This window comes from Litoreibacter halocynthiae (assembly GCF_004365635.1).
Classification (GTDB): domain Bacteria; phylum Pseudomonadota; class Alphaproteobacteria; order Rhodobacterales; family Rhodobacteraceae; genus Litoreibacter; species Litoreibacter halocynthiae.
In genome coordinates this window covers 200,997-218,356 of record NZ_SOBH01000003.1, presented here as the reverse complement: position 1 = coordinate 218,356, position 17,360 = coordinate 200,997, and the positions used below count along the sequence as shown (strand labels likewise).

Annotated in this window: 17 protein-coding genes; 11 read left to right on the top strand and 6 right to left on the bottom strand. The window is 54.0% G+C overall.

The genetic code is table 11. The features are described from left to right. Positions 1 to 116 precede the first annotated feature (116 nt). On the bottom strand, positions 117 to 470 hold the full coding sequence (locus BDE40_RS12870) for a hypothetical protein (RefSeq protein WP_134015129.1): 354 nt from the start codon (positions 468 to 470) through the stop codon (positions 117 to 119). Position 471: 1 nt separating this feature from the next. After that, a complete protein-coding gene (locus BDE40_RS12865; RefSeq protein ID WP_134015127.1) occupies positions 472 to 744 on the bottom strand; it encodes a rod-binding protein in 273 nt (90 codons plus the stop codon). Positions 745 to 833: 89 nt separating this feature from the next. Between BDE40_RS12865 and BDE40_RS12860 the strand changes: the two genes are divergently transcribed. Both BDE40_RS12860 and BDE40_RS12855 read left to right on the top strand, forming a co-directional pair. Continuing rightward, positions 834 to 2,528, top strand: coding sequence for a flagellar hook-length control protein FliK (locus BDE40_RS12860; RefSeq protein WP_134015125.1), 1,695 nt, complete (start codon positions 834 to 836; stop codon positions 2,526 to 2,528). A 10-nt stretch (positions 2,529 to 2,538) separates the two neighbouring features. Further along, positions 2,539 to 3,189, top strand: a complete 651-nt coding sequence (locus BDE40_RS12855; protein WP_134015123.1) for a flagellar hook capping FlgD N-terminal domain-containing protein — start codon at positions 2,539 to 2,541, stop codon at positions 3,187 to 3,189. On the opposite strand, the gene ubiB is transcribed toward BDE40_RS12855, so the two are convergent. Beyond that, on the bottom strand, positions 3,181 to 4,713 hold the full coding sequence (gene ubiB / locus BDE40_RS12850) for a 2-polyprenylphenol 6-hydroxylase (RefSeq protein ID WP_134015121.1): 1,533 nt from the start codon (positions 4,711 to 4,713) through the stop codon (positions 3,181 to 3,183). The genes BDE40_RS12855 and ubiB overlap by 9 nt on opposite strands. After that, positions 4,714 to 5,466: a bifunctional demethylmenaquinone methyltransferase/2-methoxy-6-polyprenyl-1,4-benzoquinol methylase UbiE gene (ubiE, locus tag BDE40_RS12845; protein ID WP_134015119.1), complete on the bottom strand. Its 753-nt coding sequence runs from the start codon at positions 5,464 to 5,466 to the stop codon at positions 4,714 to 4,716. Positions 5,467 to 5,554: 88 nt separating this feature from the next. Here ubiE and mutM point away from each other — a divergent pair, with 88 nt between their 5' ends. From mutM to gyrB, 9 genes are all read left to right on the top strand, one after another. After that, positions 5,555 to 6,403: a bifunctional DNA-formamidopyrimidine glycosylase/DNA-(apurinic or apyrimidinic site) lyase gene (gene mutM / locus BDE40_RS12840; RefSeq protein WP_134015117.1), complete on the top strand. Its 849-nt coding sequence runs from the start codon at positions 5,555 to 5,557 to the stop codon at positions 6,401 to 6,403. A gap of 58 nt (positions 6,404 to 6,461) precedes the next feature. After that, entirely contained in the window at positions 6,462 to 7,238 is a 777-nt protein-coding gene (locus BDE40_RS12835) for an enoyl-CoA hydratase (RefSeq protein ID WP_134015115.1), read from the top strand. 86 nt (positions 7,239 to 7,324) lie between these two features. After that, positions 7,325 to 7,588 carry a 30S ribosomal protein S20 gene (gene rpsT / locus BDE40_RS12830; protein WP_073143975.1) on the top strand — a complete coding sequence of 88 codons (264 nt, stop codon included), beginning with the start codon at positions 7,325 to 7,327 and terminating at the stop codon, positions 7,586 to 7,588. Between the two features lie 208 nt (positions 7,589 to 7,796). Further along, positions 7,797 to 8,246: a rhodanese-like domain-containing protein gene (locus tag BDE40_RS12825; protein ID WP_134015113.1), complete on the top strand. Its 450-nt coding sequence runs from the start codon at positions 7,797 to 7,799 to the stop codon at positions 8,244 to 8,246. A gap of 19 nt (positions 8,247 to 8,265) precedes the next feature. Continuing rightward, positions 8,266 to 9,636 carry a chromosomal replication initiator protein DnaA gene (dnaA, locus tag BDE40_RS12820; RefSeq protein WP_134015962.1) on the top strand — a complete coding sequence of 457 codons (1,371 nt, stop codon included), beginning with the start codon at positions 8,266 to 8,268 and terminating at the stop codon, positions 9,634 to 9,636. A 108-nt stretch (positions 9,637 to 9,744) separates the two neighbouring features. Beyond that, on the top strand, positions 9,745 to 10,863 hold the full coding sequence (dnaN, locus tag BDE40_RS12815) for a DNA polymerase III subunit beta (RefSeq protein ID WP_134015111.1): 1,119 nt from the start codon (positions 9,745 to 9,747) through the stop codon (positions 10,861 to 10,863). A 9-nt stretch (positions 10,864 to 10,872) separates the two neighbouring features. Next, positions 10,873 to 11,979, top strand: a complete 1,107-nt coding sequence (gene recF, locus BDE40_RS12810) for a DNA replication/repair protein RecF (RefSeq protein WP_134015109.1) — start codon at positions 10,873 to 10,875, stop codon at positions 11,977 to 11,979. A gap of 49 nt (positions 11,980 to 12,028) precedes the next feature. Further along, positions 12,029 to 12,649, top strand: coding sequence for a LysE family translocator (locus BDE40_RS12805; RefSeq protein WP_134015107.1), 621 nt, complete (start codon positions 12,029 to 12,031; stop codon positions 12,647 to 12,649). A gap of 140 nt (positions 12,650 to 12,789) precedes the next feature. Beyond that, the gene (gene gyrB, locus BDE40_RS12800) at positions 12,790 to 15,204 is read left to right on the top strand and encodes a DNA topoisomerase (ATP-hydrolyzing) subunit B (protein ID WP_134015105.1); all 2,415 of its coding nucleotides are present in this window, start codon (positions 12,790 to 12,792) and stop codon (positions 15,202 to 15,204) included. Positions 15,205 to 15,252: 48 nt separating this feature from the next. Here gyrB and BDE40_RS12795 read toward each other — a convergent pair whose 3' ends face one another. Together BDE40_RS12795 and BDE40_RS12790 are read right to left on the bottom strand one after the other, a co-directional pair. Further along, positions 15,253 to 16,353, bottom strand: coding sequence for a flagellar basal body P-ring protein FlgI (locus tag BDE40_RS12795; protein WP_134015103.1), 1,101 nt, complete (start codon positions 16,351 to 16,353; stop codon positions 15,253 to 15,255). After that, positions 16,350 to 17,360 (bottom strand): hypothetical protein, encoded by a 1,011-nt coding sequence (locus BDE40_RS12790; protein ID WP_134015101.1) that lies wholly within the window; start codon positions 17,358 to 17,360, stop codon positions 16,350 to 16,352. Before BDE40_RS12790 ends, BDE40_RS12795 begins: the two co-directional genes overlap by 4 nt.

The window sequence follows — 17,360 nt, the reverse complement described above, 5'->3', positions numbered from 1 at the left end:
GGGTTTTCCCCAAACACGCGCCACCCCATTCGCAGGATGCCTGTCTATGTGATCTGAGACTTGCTAAGAGTTCCCTAAGACTCCGAGTCCTCTTGGATAAACATTTACGAAATAGATCAGTAAAACCTCTCTCGTGTAGAAATTTGAAAACCTTGGTTACGCCCTGCAGCATCATAGGTCTTCAAATGCTCAGAGGGACACTGCACCGACTGGAGTCTAGAGCGTGCGGCTACTAGTCCAGCTTGAGCAGATCGGTATAGATCCTGCAAATCGCCACAAGCACTCAATATGACAGCAATATCTGTGTCGGAAAATTGCTCTTTATATTTAGACACACTTTCGATCGCTTTTTGCTTTTGACTTGAAATTTCAGCAAGTCCTTCAATCTTGCCGTCGATCAACGCTTGCCGTTCGTCGAAGACGAGTTTCATTACCTCTGCAATCTTACTGTCATTATTTGCAGATGCCATTTCACTTCTCCGCCATGCTGTTAAAAAATTGCTCAGCGAGGCCCAACCCGCCTCTATCGACAATGAGGCGAGCATGCTGCTCTCGGAGGAATGATTGAAACTGTTCTTCACCAGCACCGCCTCCAAACTCAGATGAAAGCTCCTTCATTCCCACGAAAGACAGCATTTCGGTAACAAAAGCGACTTCTAAATTTTTTGAAATCTCTTGACGCTGACTTTTATTATTGTCCGTTAAAGGTACACGTAGGGTGCTCGGGTTAGTAGATATTTCCATGTCATCCTCAGGTTTCCTCGTTCCTCAAACAAATATTCGCCAGTAGTAAAGATTGAGTAACCCCTTCATGGCAAAACACACCCGAGTTCTTGGAGAAGTTTTTCGTGAAGATGTCGACACCACAATTTGCATTCAACATCCTATTGGGAGGCATCAACCAGGAGGCTCGTAACATGTCTGGCTGCGAGACTACGGTACCTCAAGATCATCAAGCGGATTTCGGCACGACTCTAACCAAGTTAAACAATTGCAACCATGTCGAGACGCTTCCCGAATTGTTGGTAAACGACACCCTGCCACGCGACGTTCAATTAAATCCGTCGGCCACGACACAGCCGCAATATCAGGAGAAAACGGACACAGAAGCTGCGCTTATCGAGAAGTTGATCGAATTTCAGTCAACGCCGCTTGAACAACAGTTAAGGTCGACACTGCCTATTCTGGAACCGACCGAAGCTGATGCTTTGGGGGCTAACACTCAAAATACAAAAGCAAATGATAAAAACACACTTGAAGCTCCCAAAACACTCGAGCCATCTGGCTTGCCCATCGATCAACTATCCACTGAAGGTCTGACCGCGCCACACACGATGTCGACCGCATCTAACACACCCATTGGCGATCCTCCGGAGAGCAAAGGCTCATCGAGCACAAACCCTGCTAGACTTGAAGACAACAGCTATGCTGGCGTTCCATTGCGCGTTGCCCACAAAGGAAACTCTGAGTTAGAGGCCGCTGACGATCAGCCAAAGCCTCTAGAAAGCTCGGATGCCAGCACAAATAATTCATCCTTCAACTTAACAGAGTTTCCGGCAGACAGCGTATCAGATGTATTTGATCATGATCTTTCACCTTTCAAATCCGTCGAAAAGTCTACGATACCAACCGAGGGATTAGAATTAGCCACGAGCGGCTTGGCATCTTCACGGTCAGCGTTGGAGAGCTGGGCCATTACAGACGTATCACGGCCCCCAGCGGTGATAATCAGTTCAACACTTGCCCCGATTTTACAAACGCTTGAGATGGAAGCTGCTTCCATTAAATCCGCAACGCAAAGCATTACAGATTCGGCTCAAGAGATAACAACTACGGGTACGTTCCCATCTGGCAACCTTGGGCTCACGGTAAGCAGACCATCTGGCCGGATGGGCGCCGAAAGAGATACGCCCGCGCCTGACACATCAGAATTTGAAGCCATTGATGCGCAGGGAATTGGCTCGACGAACACTGCCGCAACGACGGTGCCTTCGCAAATCCTGATACCCGCCAAATCCACAGTGCAAACTCCACCGGTGGCGCAACAAGTAGAAGGCGACCACACGACGAGCGTACCGGCGCCACCTTCAATCATAGCCGCCTCCGGTACAATTCACTCGGCATCGCCCAACTCTCCGACACCACTGCCGAACCATATTAGCACGCAAATTTGTCAGGCTCTTGAAGGTGGTGGAAGTCAGGATGTCGAGATTCGGCTGGATCCAGAGGAACTCGGACGCGTTCGAATTGTGCTTTCAACCAAAGAAGGGACAATGAACATTACCGTCTTCACCGAAAGACCTGAAGTCCTGGACCTGATGCGCCGGAACTCCGACCTACTCGCATCAGATTTCTCAGATATCGGATACGAAGGCGCCAACTTCTCGTTCCAGGAAGAGCAGCACGAACGGGACCAACCCACGGACAGCGCTCGGGAACATTGCGACACAGGTATGACAACGGACGCGCCAGAATCGCACCAGCCACAAGCAATCGACGGTTCAGCGCGGTTAGATTTAAAATTTTAAGGAGTTTTCGATGGATGCGATAACACCCACTTCGACGACCACGCAGGCCCAAGCTGCAAACAAGGCAACTAGCAGTGTAATCAGCTCGGACTTTGAAACTTTTCTTGTGATGCTAACTGCGCAGATGGAAAACCAAGACCCCTTGAACCCGTTGGATTCCCAAGATTTCGCCACTCAGTTGGCGACATTTTCAGGTGTCGAGCAACAAGTGAAAACCAACGACCTACTCAGCGCGCTCACCAGTCAGCTTTTAGTGTCCAGCATGGGTGACATGGCAAGTTGGGTCGGTATGGAGGCGCGCATGGCAGTCCCAGCACATTTCAGCGGCGCCCCGATAGAGATCGTATCGAACCCTCCTAACTTCGCGGAGCGGGCAGTACTGGTGATAAAAAACGAAAGCGGAACAGAGGTTCAGCGAATCGAAGTTCCGGTGTCCGACGAGCCGATGCATTGGGCCGGTGTGGCAGACAATGGTCAACCATTCGCGCAAGGCACCTACAGCTTTGAAATCGAGGCCTACTCAAACGACGCGCTCATCGACACTCATATTCCCGACGTGTTTGCGCGTGTCTCGGAAATCCGCACAATAGACCAAACGGCCGTGGTCGTGCTGGAAGGCGGCACCATTTATCCCGCCAACTCCGTTACAGGCTTAAGGTAGCAATGACCAAACAATGAAGGCCCCGGCTGCAACGGTAAAACCTGCCGCAAAAGTAAGCATCTGATTGTGAACAGGTTTAGCGCGTACGGGGTTGGAATTTTGGCTTCTCTGCATCAATGCTGCCTCCATTATTTGAGGCAACTTCGGGCCAAAACGCCCCAAAACCTGGGCAGTAGTGACGAGATCTCTAAGCAATGCTCTCGGCCCAACATTTTGCTTAATGTAGTCCTCGACAACAGGCTGCGCGACCTCCCAAATGTTGATTTGGGGATACATCGTCCGCGCCACTCCTTCGACCACGACCATGGTCCGTTGAAGCAAGATCAGTTCGGTTCGCGTTTCCATGCCAAAACGCTCAGTGACCTCAAAGAGGTAAGACAAAAGATGCGCCATCGACATCTGCGTCGCATTCATGCCGAAAATCGGCTCGCCAACAGCACGCAAAGCTTGCGCGAACTCGTCTATGTCACGATCCGCAGGGACGTAGCCGGCTTCAAAGTGGACTTCTGCCACACGTCGGTAATCCTTGCGGATGAAACCAATCAGGATTTCTGCATATACACGACGGGTATATTCGTCGATGCGCCCCATGATACCAAAATCATATGCGATTATGTCGCCGCTCGCACTAACCTTCAAATTGCCTTGATGCATGTCTGCGTGGAAATACCCGTCGTTCAGAGCCTGACGCAGGAACAACTGCAAGACGCGTTCTCCAAGGGCTTTGCGGTCGTGGCCTTCAGCGTCAATCGCTTCAACGTCTCCAAACGGGATTCCTTCGGCCCATTCCATGGTCATTACGCGCTTGGCCGAGTGGAAAAAGTGGGTCCGCGGAACGACAAATCCAGCGTCGTCAGCTGTCTTCGCCGCATATTCCCCGGCGGCCGCCGCTTCCAAACGCAAATCCAGCTCACCTTGGACAACACCGTCAAAGTGCTTGATGACCTCCGAGGGATGCAACCGGCGCGATGATGGTGAGATGAGCTCAATCAGAGATGCTGCGAAATAAAACGCATCAATGTCTTTCCGAAACGCTTTCTCGATGTTGGGGCGCAAAACCTTCACCGCAACCTCTTGCCCCGTTTCCTGTAGCCTTGCCCTATGCACTTGTGCAATCGAGGCCGCAGCAACGGGCTCCGAGAAGTCCGAGAAGACAGCATCAACTGTTTGGCCCAACTCGTCTTCGACCGTTGCTTTGGCGATAGTCGTTGGAAATGGCGGCAGCTTGTCCTGCAGAACCCTCAATTGCAGTGCAAGATCATCGCCCACAATATCCGGCCGCGTTGAAAGAACTTGGCCAAACTTTATATAAGCCGGTCCCAAAGCGGCCAGCGCGCGGACCGCAGGCGGCATGCTCGGATCACCTTTGAGGCCGAGCCACTTGAATGGCCATCCCATCACCCGCGACACCAATCGCAGCGAAGGAGGCGCATCGAACGCGTCGAGTACCAGATTCATAGCCCCCGTCCGCTCCAGCGTGGCGCCCGTTCGAACGAGACGCCATAAATTATGAGGTCCGCGCATCTATATCTTCCAGCCAGAATGCAACGCGGCAACGCCAAGTGTCATATTTCGGTAACTTACATTCTCAAAACCCGCAGCGCGGATCATTGAAACGAATGTCTCCTGGTCAGGAAACTTGCGGATGGACTCGACTAGATATTGGTAGCTCTCGCTATCGCCTGCGATCACTTTACCCATCTTCGGGATGACGTTGAACGAATACAGATCATACGCCTTCTGCATCATCGGGTTCGGCAATTGCGAGAACTCCAGCACCATCAGTCTCCCGCCCGGACGAAGCACGCGATACGCCTCGGACAACGCATCCGCGATGCGAGTGACGTTACGGATACCGAAGCTGATTGTGTAAACGTCGAAGCTGTTATCCTCAAAAGGCAATGCCATCGCATCGCCGACGACCCAATCCAGGCTGTCAGCAAGGGAAGAGGCTTCAGCACGCTTACTTCCTTCGACCAACATCGATTCGGTCATGTCCAACACAACCGCTTGCGCCTGCCCCGCGCGCTTTAGAAACCGGAAGGAAACGTCGCCGGTGCCACCTGCCACGTCTAGAAGCCGTTGCCCCGGGCGCGGTGCCAGCCAATCCATCATCGCATCTTTCCAAATGCGGTGAATTCCGACGGACATGACATCGTTCATAATGTCATATTTAGAGGCCACGTTGGTGAATACCCCGTGGACCATCCCCGCCTTCTGCTCTTCCGGAACGTCGGTAAACCCGAAATGGGTAGTTTTTTGCGAATCTTCAGCCATCTGTTCTTGCGGTCCTTACAGTCTCACCCTTCTTATAGGTCGAGCCTGTCCGGTTACAATGCGACCGGAAGGACCAAAAGGAGGCCAAGTGCCAGAACTGCCCGAAGTAGAAACCGTAAGGCGAGGCCTCCAGCCGGTGATGGAAGGGCGCGTCATCGCCCGTGCAGACGTAAACCGGCCCGATCTTCGCTGGCCATTTCCCGAAAACATGGCCGAGCGCCTTAGCGGGCGGATTGTGATGGCGTTGCGCAGGCGCTCAAAATACATTCTAGCCGACCTGGATAGCTGCGAAACGTTGATCATCCATCTCGGCATGTCGGGCCGAATGCAAATCGACCAGCATGATAGCGCAAAGTTCCATCAAGAAGCCCCGATTCACCAAAAGCACGATCACGTGGTCTTCCATATGCAAGATGGCACAAGAATTGCCTTTAATGATGCACGAAGGTTTGGCGCGATGGATATCATAGCCACAGCGGGCGTTGAGAATCATTGGTTAATCAACAAGCTGGGTCCGGAACCTTTGGGCAACGCGTTTGATGAAACCTATCTATTTGAGGCCCTTAAAAAGAAGAGTGCACCCATCAAAACCGCGCTTCTGGATCAGCATATCGTCGCAGGATTGGGGAATATCTATGTCTGCGAGGTTCTGTTTCGAACTGGAATATCCCCAAAGCGAAAAGCATCGAATCTAAGCGCTACACGCGCCGCATCGCTCGTTCCGGCAATTCGCGAGGTATTGAGCGAGGCGATCGAATCTGGCGGATCATCCCTGCGAGATCATCGCCAAACCAATGGTGAGTTGGGTTATTTCCAGCACAATTTCGCAGTGTATGATCGCGAAGGACAGCAATGCAAAAACGATTGCGGTAGCAAGATTTTCAGGGTCGTACAGTCAGGACGTTCCAGTTTTTACTGCCCGAAATGTCAAAGATGAATTGAACCTTCTCGCGAACATGATACGTCTCATGCCCTGATAGCAATGAGGGTTCACCATGGCATTCAAGACAATTATCGTGGAAATTGAAGAGCATATCGCTCTTATCAAACTGAATCGCCCTGACGCATTGAACGCGCTGAACGCCGTTTTGCTGAAAGAATTGTCCGAAGCGCTGACTGACGCCAACAAAAATAGCAAAGTGCGCTGCATCGTCCTGACCGGGTCAGAGAAAGCGTTCGCTGCTGGTGCAGACATCACGGAAATGGCGGACAAGTCCTTTGTCGATGCATTCGGAAATGATCTGTTCTCGGAGTTTCCGAATATCTTCCTGCGCGTGCGCAAGCCCATCATCGCTGCCGTATCTGGCTATGCGCTAGGTGGCGGTTGTGAGTTGGCGATGATGTGTGACTTCATCATTGCGTCTGATACAGCCAAATTTGGCCAACCGGAAATCAACCTCGGCGTTATGGCTGGCTTGGGCGGAACGCAGCGTTTGACACGCTTTGTGGGCAAGTCCAAGGCGATGGACATGAACCTGACCGGTCGCTTTATGGATGCCGAAGAGGCAGAACGCTCTGGGCTAGTCAGTCGCGTTGTTCCAAGCAAAAAGCTCATCTCTGAAGCTATGGCCGCCGCTGCCAAGATTTCCGAGAAATCGGCTTTGGCGTCCATGGCAGTAAAAGAATCGGTGAACCGCAGCTATGAGTCGACTTTGAATGAGGGACTGCTGTTTGAGCGCCGCGTATTCCACTCGCTCTTTGCCACTGAGGATCAGGCAGAAGGCATGGCTGCCTTTGTAGAAAAGCGGGAACCTCAGTTCCGCGACAAATAAGGCCAATTAGGTCGTTGACTTGGCTCTGAGTCGGTCCTAGAAGCGCATTCTTAGATTTACACACCGAACCATCGGGGTCCTTACGTATGGCAAATTCGCCTCAAGCTAAAAAGCGTGCGCGTCAAACCGAACGCCGCACAGAAGTTAACAAAGCGCGTCGCTCGCGTATCCGCACCTTCCTGCGTTCCGTGGAAGAGGCGATTACATCCGGCGACTCGGCTGTCGCGAAAGACGCGTTGAAGTCTGCGCAGCCAGAGCTAATGCGTGGCGTGTCTAAAGGCGTGATGCACAAAAACACCGCAGCGCGCAAAATGTCGCGCCTTGCGTCGCGGGTAAAAGCACTCGGCTAAGCCGTAGCTCACGCGTCAATCCAATCTTTTAAAACGCGCCTTCATGGGCGCGTTTTTTTTGTGTTCAATCGCTTAGAGGACCCAAATGAAGTCGCTTTAGGATTCGGGTTCGAACTAAGTATGAGTCAAGCGCGAAGATAAGTTGCGAGACCGCCCCTCCACTCGCTATCCCTAGTGAGCGATTCACTTCGTCTCGGGGGGACATGGAATGAGCACGGACACCGGTCCGGCTGTGCAAGAGTTGCTGCCAACTCAAGCATGGGACCTTTTGGAAAGAGAACCAAATGCTGTGCTCGTTGACGTCAGGACAAAGGCCGAATGGTCATTTGTAGGGAAGCCTGATTTGTCGAGCCTGAACCGTTCGGTCATTACGATCGAGTGGTCTAGGTATCCAGATATGTCCGTTAATCCGCGGTTCGTTGAAGAAATGAATGAAGCATTGGGCGACAGCAAACCGTCCCAAGTTTTGTTCATTTGCAGGTCAGGTGCACGCTCGATGAGTGCGGCACTGTCATTTCAAGCGTCTCTGGCTGGAGAAGCGCTTGGACCTGATCTGTTCAATGTGACCGAGGGCTTCGAAGGCGATTTGGATCCTAGTAAACATCGGGGGGGCCTGAACGGTTGGAAGGCCCACGGATTGCCATGGAGGCAATCCTGATCTGCGGAACGGGTAAATGATGACGAACGACACTTGGGGCGAAGCACGTGAAACTCTGCAAACAACAATTGGTAAGAACAACTACCAAACCTGGATTGAACCACTAACTTTCGTTTCCTGCGAAAATGGTGTGGCTGAGTTTGGCGTACAAACCAGCTTTCAAGGCGATTGGGTGTCCCGCAACTTCGGCGACGAAATCTTGCGACAGTTTGAAAAACTAGGCGCGTCCGTTGATCGCCTGAAGTTCTCCGTTCAAGCCAACCGCCGTCCACCAGTTGCGCAATCGTCTCCGGCGCGCGAAAATTTCGTCACGAAGCCAGCCCGTAGGCCGGCAATTTCTGATGAGCCCGTCCTCGGAGCGCCGCTGGACAAGCGCTTCACATTTGATCGTTTCGTTGTTGGCAAACCCAACGAGTTGGCACACGCCGCGTCGCGCCGTGTTGCTGAAGGTGGTCCGGTCAGCTTCAACCCGCTGTTCCTTTATGGCGGCGTTGGCTTGGGCAAAACGCACCTGATGCATGCAATCGCTTGGGAGTTGCAGACGCGCTCACCAGAGCTCAAGGTCGTTTATCTTTCGGCCGAACAATTCATGTACCGCTTCATTCAAGCACTGCGTGATAAGCAGATGATGGACTTCAAGAGCCTCTTCCGCTCGGTCGATGTTCTTATGGTCGATGATGTGCAATTCATTGCCGGAAAAGACAGCACGCAGGACGAATTCTTTCATACTTTCAACGCGTTGATAGACCAACAGAAGCAAATCATCATCTCCGCTGACCGTGCACCAGGCGAAATTGACGGCTTGGAGGAGCGTATCCGATCTCGCCTGCAATGGGGTTTGGTTGTTGATCTGCACCCGACCGACTACGAACTCCGCCTCGGCATTTTGCAACAAAAGGTCGAGCAATATCGCGCGCAGTATCAAGAACTGAAAATCACCGATGGTGTGTTGGAGTTCCTTGCTCACCGCATCTCCAACAACGTCCGTGTCCTCGAAGGCGCGCTAACCCGCCTGTTTGCCTTGGCCTCTCTTGTAGGTCGTGAAATCACGTTGGAAATGGCCCAAGAAAGCCTTGCTGACATTCTGCGCCAGTCTGACCGCAAAGTCACGATGGACGAAATCATGCGGAAAACTTGCGACTATTATAATGTGCGCATGTCTGACCTGCTGTCGCCCAAACGCTCTCGCAACATCGCGCGCCCGCGTCAAATGGCTATGTGGTTGGCGAAGCTCCTGACGCAGCGCTCCTACCCGGAGATCGGCAAGCGCTTCGGCAACCGTGACCACACCACCGTAATTCATGCTGTTCGCAAGATTGACGAGCTCAAAGCACAAGACAGCCAAGTCGCTGAGGACGCGGAACTCCTCCGTCGGATGCTGGAAGCCTAATTGGCTTGACGATCCCGCAAGAAAAGCGGACTTTTCAACAAATTGTTTGCATAAGCGGGCGGAGAGGATAACTTCTCCGCCCCAGCTATCTTCCAAAGAGGGACGGATATGAAAATCAGTGTCGAGCGCAGCGCCCTGCTCAAGGCTGTGAGCCAAGCCCAATCTGTTGTTGAGCGCCGCAACACCATTCCGATCCTTGCCAACGTGCTGATCGAGGCTGAGGGGAATGATGTATCATTCCGTGCCACCGACCTCGACATCGAAGTGGTCGATAAAGCCCCGGCACAGGTGGAACGCCCAGGCGCTACAACTGTATCCGCGACAACCTTGCACGAGATTGTTCGCAAACTGCCAGACGGCGCTTTGGTATCGCTCACCGATGACGGCACATCCGGTCGGCTGACCGTAGAAGCCGGACGATCGACATTTTCGCTGGCCACCCTGCCCAAAGAAGACTTCCCGGTTATGGCGACATCGGAATACCAATCCAATTTCTCGGCTCCGGCACCCATGCTGCGCCGTTTGTTCGACAAATCTAAGTTTGCAATTTCCACGGAAGAAACAAGGTATTATCTCAACGGCGTCTACATGCACGTGTCTGACGGCGAAGGTGGCAAAGTGCTGCGCTGTGTGGCCACTGATGGGCACCGTTTGGCGCGCATTGACGCCGATCTGCCAGACGGTGCGGCCGACATGCCGGGCGTCATTGTACCCCGCAAAACCGTAGCCGAACTCCGTAAGCTTCTCGAAGACGACGACATGCAAATCGCGGTATCCGTGTCCGAAACCAAAGTGCGGTTCGCAACTCCGGACATCACTCTGACGTCGAAGGTCATCGACGGGACTTTCCCAGACTACACCCGCGTGATTCCGCAAGGAAATACACGCAAACTGGAAGTCGACGCGACCGAGTTCGCCAAAGCCGTGGACCGTGTGGCAACCGTGTCTTCGGAACGCTCTCGCGCGGTGAAGCTGTCGCTTGACGAAGACAAGCTGGTGCTGTCCGTCAACGCGCCTGACAGCGGTGCAGCTGAGGAAGAACTGGCTGTTGCGTATAGCGACGAGCGCTTGGAGATCGGCTTCAATGCAAAGTACCTCCTCGAAATTGCCGGACAGGTTGATCGCGAAAACGCGGTCTTCATGTTCAATTCGGCAGGAGACCCAACCTTGATGCGCGAAGGCAATGACCAGTCGGCCGTCTACGTCGTGATGCCAATGCGCGTTTAACGCGCGCTCATGGCGGGGCTGTATTTCTCTGCGTTAACTCTGTCTCATTTCAGGTCTCACCGACGGGTGGAGCTGAACCTTGACGACCGTCCCATAGCGATTTTCGGCTCTAACGGGGCCGGAAAAACCAATATCCTAGAAGCAATTTCGATGCTGTCACCGGGCCGCGGCCTTCGGCGTGCGAAAGTGGATGAAATCGCACGCGCACCGGAGGCACTGGGCTGGAAGGTGTCGGGTCTCCTGCACAGCTTGGGGCAGCTTCATGAAATCGAAACACGAGCCGAGAACGGCAGCAATCGCACCGTTAGCATCGATGGCAAAACGGCACCTCAAATCGCGCTTGGGCGTGTGGCACGCGTGGTTTGGTTGGTGCCGGCGATGGACCGCCTCTGGCTAGAAGGTGCTGAGGGACGCCGCCGTTTTCTGGACCGTATGACGCTGAGCTTCGAGCCAAAGCATGCCGAAGTTACTGTAGCTTATGAGAAAGCGATGCGAGAGCGGAACAGGCTCCTCAAGGATATGGTTCGCGATGCCATGTGGTATGGGGCTCTGGAATCGCAAATGGCCGAAGCCGGTGCGCAGGTTATCGCGAACAGAGCCGCGGCACTGGCACGGCTGCAATTCGCAATGGAGAATGCGCAGACCTCCTTCCCAACCGCGGAGCTATCTATCGAGAACCCCGACGATGCCGATTTCATTGATGGTGCTGAAGCATTGTTAGTCGCCCTTCAGGCATCGAGATCCACCGACTTGCGCGCTGGAAGAACGCTGGTTGGCCCTCACAGGGCTGATATGAAGGCCATCTACAAAGCAAAAAATATTGAAGCAAAGCAATGCTCTACCGGAGAGCAGAAAGCCCTGCTCCTCTCTTTGATCCTTGCCAACGCGCGTGCCCTGTCAGAAGATTTCGGAGCCGCACCAATCATCTTGCTGGATGAGGTCGCAGCACATTTGGATGCGGGCCGCAGGGCGGCGCTCTATGACGAAATTTGCGCGTTGAAAGCACAGGCGTGGATGACTGGCACCGGTGCCGAGTTATTCACTGAACTGGGCGATCGCGCTCAGCATTTCGAGGTGTCGGACGACGATGGTGCTTCTGTGGTGGAACCGCGATGAAGATGTTCGACACTGATCTCACAAGTATAGTTGTAAACGGTTTTTGACCATGACCATCACCCCACTCGAATTGTTGTTTTATGCTGGCGGGCTTTTCATCCTGTTTCTGACACCCGGTCCCGTTTGGGTCGCGCTTCTGGCGCGGGCTATGTCGGGGGGATTCCGGTCAGCATGGCCCTTAGCTTTCGGCGTGGTTGTCGGGGACGTCATATGGCCGCTCATTGCGGTTCTTGGCGTCACATGGATAGTCGATCAGGCCAGCTGGTTTATGGACGTCCTCAAATGGGTCGCCGTAGCAATGTTCATCGCGATGGGCGTATTGTTGATCCGTCACGCGGACAAAGAGCTGTCGGAAAACTCGAGCCTCACGCGTCCCGGCATGTGGGCGGGTTTCATCGCCGGGGTCGTGGTGATCATGTCCAACCCGAAAGCGGTTTTGTTCTACATGGGTGTACTGCCCGGTTTCTTCGATCTGACAAGAGTGACCCGTTGGGACATCGCCGCGATCTGCTTCCTAAGCTTCCTCGTGCCGCTATTGGGCAATCTAGTGCTCGCGGCCTCGGTCGACCGCGTCAGAGGGCTCCTGAAGGCCCCGGGCGCTGTACGTCGTATGAACGTGATCGCGGGCTGGTTGTTGGTCGGTGTTGGCGTGGTGATTGCCGTCAGCTGATGAACACCTATCGAGCTTGAATAGGGGGTCGAAACAGGCTCTGAAGGGGTGGCCGAGTAAACCACAATATCTTGCGCCAATTGCGTGACATCCCCCTACAAAACGCCTATATTTCGTGCAACTTAAGCGGGAAATATCTCATGTCCGACGAGCAAGAAAAAAAAGAAGACTACGGCGCCGATTCCATCAAAGTTCTCAAGGGCTTGGAGGCTGTCCGAAAACGGCCGGGGATGTATATCGGTGACACCGATGACGGCTCTGGTTTGCACCACATGGTTTACGAGGTCGTAGATAACGGAATTGACGAGGCACTGGCCGGTCATGCCGACGCAGTAAACGTAAAGATCCATGCAGATGGCTCCGTCTCCGTCGGTGACAACGGACGCGGAATTCCGGTGGGCATCCACGAGGAAGAAGGCGTCTCGGCAGCCGAAGTCATTATGACCCAGCTGCACGCTGGCGGTAAATTTGACAGTAACTCCTACAAAGTATCCGGCGGCCTTCACGGCGTGGGCGTGTCCGTCGTAAACGCTCTCTCCGACTGGTTGGAACTGCGCATCTGGCGCGAAGGCAAGGAACATATCGCGCGGTTCGAGGGTGGATTCACCGTGAAGCATCTGGAAGTCGTCGGTCCGACCGACCGCACCGGTACCGAAGTACGGTTCATGGCCTCCACCGACACGTTCTCCAACCGTGACTACGTGTTTGAAACGCTGGAAAAGCGGCTGCGAGAGCTGGCTTTCTTGAATTCAGGCGTCCGGATTATTCTGGAAGATGAACGCCCCGCCGAGGCCCTCCGCAGCGAGCTGTTCTACGAAGGTGGCGTCAAAGAATTTGTGAAATATCTCGACCGCTCGAAAAGCTCGATTATGCCCGAACCGATCTATGTGGTCGGCGAAAAGGACGATATCGGCGTAGAAGTCGCAATGTGGTGGAACGACAGCTATAACGAAATGGTGCTGCCATTTACCAACAACATCCCGCAACGCGATGGCGGCACGCATATGGCGGGCTTTCGTGGCGCGCTGACGCGGACGATCAACAACTACGCGCAATCGAGCGGCATCGCAAAGAAAGAGAAGATTTCGTTCACCGGTGACGACGCCCGTGAAGGGCTGACATGCGTTTTGTCGGTGAAAGTTCCGGACCCGAAATTCTCGTCCCAAACCAAGGACAAACTGGTGTCGTCCGAAGTGCGCCCCGCTGTCGAAGGCCTGATGAACGAGAAACTTGCGGAATGGTTTGAGGAGAACCCCAACGAAGCGCGGATTATCGTGTCGAAGATCGTGGAAGCTGCACAAGCCCGCGAAGCTGCCCGCAAGGCCCGTGAGCTGACCCGCCGGAAAAATCCGATGGACATGAATTTCTTGTCTTCGAAGCTAAAAGACTGCTCGGACAAAGACCCCTCCAAAACTGAAATTTTCCTTGTAGAGGGTGACTCCGCCGGAGGGTCTGCCCAAACGGGCCGTGACCGCCAAACGCAGGCCATCCTGCCTCTGAAGGGTAAAATCCTGAACGTCGAGCGTGCACGGTTTGATCGGATGCTTGGCAGCCAGGAAATTGGCAATATGGTCATGGCGCTTGGTACAGGGATCGGACGCGACGAATTCGACATCTCCAAACTGCGTTACCACAAGATTGTCATCATGACCGATGCTGACGTCGACGGCGCACACATTCGCACATTGCTGCTGACGTTTTTCTACCGCCAGATGCCCGAATTGATCGAGCAGGGGCACCTGTATATCGCGCAACCGCCTTTGTATAAGGTCGCGCGCGGTCGATCGGAAGTTTACCTGAAAGATCAGGCCTCAATGGAGGATTATCTGATCGAACAGGGTGTGGACGGGGCGGTTCTTAAACTCGCCTCGGGTGAAGAAATCATCGGGCAGGATCTGCGTCGTATCATCGAAGAAGCCCGCACTGTCCGGCGCATCCTGCAAGCGTTCCCCACCCATTATCCGCAACACATTCTGGAACAATCCGCAATTGCCGGTGCGTTTGAGGCCGGTCAGGTGGACGGGGATTTGCAGGCCGTCGCGAATACCGTTGCTGCGCGTCTGGACCTGATCGCTCTAGAATATGAGAAGGGCTGGCAAGGCCGCCCGACCCAAGACAAGGGCATTCGCCTGTGGCGTGTCTTGCGTGGCGTGGACGAAGTTCGCGTTCTCGATGGTGGGGTCCTCCGGTCCGGCGAAGCCCGACGCCTTGGCCAGCTAACCAAAAGCCTGCAAGAATCCTACGGCAAGCCTGCGAAACTTGTTCGCAAAGACCGCGAACAGCCTGTCTACGGCCCGATCGACCTACTTCAATCCATCCTTGAAGAAGGCGAAAAGGGCCTGTCTTTGCAACGCTATAAAGGTCTGGGTGAAATGAACCCCGGCCAATTGTGGGAAACCACCTTGGACCCCGACGCCCGCACATTGTTGCAGGTGAAGGTCGAAGACATGGCCGAAGCCGATGATATCTTCACTAAGCTGATGGGTGACGTGGTGGAACCGCGGCGCGAATTCATCCAGACCAATGCGCTTAGTGTCGAGAACCTGGATTTTTAAGAATCGGCTGGAGCGCTGAACTCACCTCGACAGGGTCAATCAGCGCCCCTACTGAACGATAAATTCTGCATGCAAGGCTCCAGCTGCCTTAATGCTTTTCAAAATATCGATCATATCCAATGGTGTGACTCCCAAAGCGTTCAATCCCGAGACCACGTCTTTCAGGGTCGTGCCGGGTTTGATCTCCGCAAGGCCGGTTCCCTGATCCTCGCCAATGGTCGCCGTGGTTCGCGGCACGACCACTGTTTCGCCCTCGCTAAACGGGTTCGGTTGAACCACCACTGGCGCCTCGTCTATCGTTAGCGTCAGATTGCCTTGCGCGACCGCCACTCTGGAAATCCGGACATTTTCATCCATTACAATCGTGCCGGAGCGCTGATCAACTACAACCCGCGCACGTCTCTCCGGCTCAACGATGATGTTCTCTATCCGGCTCAGAACATGCGCCGGTGATCGCATCCCCGTCGCGTCAATATTCAGCTCGACCGTGCCTGCATCCAACATCAAGGCGACACGGCGGCCAAGCGCGGTATTAATCGCATTTTCAATCTTTTCGGCGGTCGAAAAATCAGGCGTTCGCAAGGCCATCCGCAAACTCGACAGCGTCGAAAATTCAAACTCCACTTCGCGCTCGATCCGTCCGCCGGATGGCACGATCCCGGCGGTTGGAACTCCGTGCACCACCCGCGCAGCATCGCCTTCTGCAGAGATTCCGCCGGCAATAACAGTCCCCTGCGCGACTACGTAGACATCGCCGTCAGCAGCATTCAACGGCGTCATAATCAGCGTCCCGCCCAGCAAGCTTTTCGCATCTCCGATTGCAGACACGGTCACATCAACCTTGCTTCCTGCGCGGCTGAAAGCAGGCAGGGTAGACGTCACAAGAACGGCAGCTACGTTTTTGGGTCGGAACTGCTCCCCGCCAACATTCACACCCAGCCGCTCCAGGATGTTGATCATCATCTCCTCGGTGAACGGGGAATTGCGCAAACCGTCCCCGGTACCGTTCAACCCGACAACGAGACCGTAGCCCACCAGATCGTTGCCCCGAACCCCGTCGAATTCGACAAGGTCTTTCAGCCGCACACTGGAAGCCGACACCAGAGTAGGCAAGGCTAACAGAATGGAGAAAAGAACAGCACGGATCATCGCAGGTAGTCCGAAAGCCGGAGTTGGGATGTACGGGCAGTCAGTACATATAACGTCTCTATCTGGTACTGTACGGCCTCAAGCGCGCTTGCCGTTTCGTAAGGGTCCGCACCTGTGATTTTTGATCGGGCCATATCCAAAACGCCGTGCTCTACACGCCCTGCCACATCAGCCTCAGTCAACAAGTTTTCAGTTACACCGGTATCTCTTTGCATTGCGATCAACGCCTGCTCCGATGCAATCAAACCTTGCCCTACCTCTGAAAGGGCGTTTCTTTTTTCATCTTGAGGAACCGCTATAGTACCTTCGGAGATTGCGGTGGCCACTGCCAGATCCCGCAAGATCGCGCGAAACGTCTGATCATCCGCCTTAAGCGGAAGGTCAATCTTGTGCTGCTCCGATATTGCGATGCTGGATTGGGATTGGTCACTGCCGCCATAGACAAGCGTCTCAAACCCGCCGCCAACATCTTGGAACCAAGCGTTCACCTGATTAGTGAAGTCAGCGATGTCAGTAGAAGAAGCCGCGAGCCCATTGATATGCAGCATGATGTCTTCAGAGCCAACGAGAGGTGCCTGCCCGGTCGCCACGCCAGAGAACAAAAACTGACCGGACACTTGGGTATTCAGAAAGGACACAACCTGACTCATTCGCCCTGATGCGCTGGCGAGTTTAGCATCAAGAACGTCGGGCTGTTCTAGCGATGCGGCGGCGGTCAGGTCCGTGCCAAATGTGGCAACGGTAGTTTGCATAGCCGCCAAACTTGTTTGCAACCCCGACACCCTCAGCTGCAGGTCAGAACGCCCCAAGGCAAATCCGTCCAGTCGGGACAAAGACCGCTCCAATCCGGCCAACGGACCAAAGTCGCCACGGACATGGCTCGTAAGGTTCTGCTTGTCGCCGGTTGTCAGTTCGCTGGTCAGTTTTGCGAGCGTTGTTTTCAGCCCCGCACCCTGCCTGCGCAGCATCATATTCTGGCCAAGGTCACTTAGGTTGCCGTAGTTCAT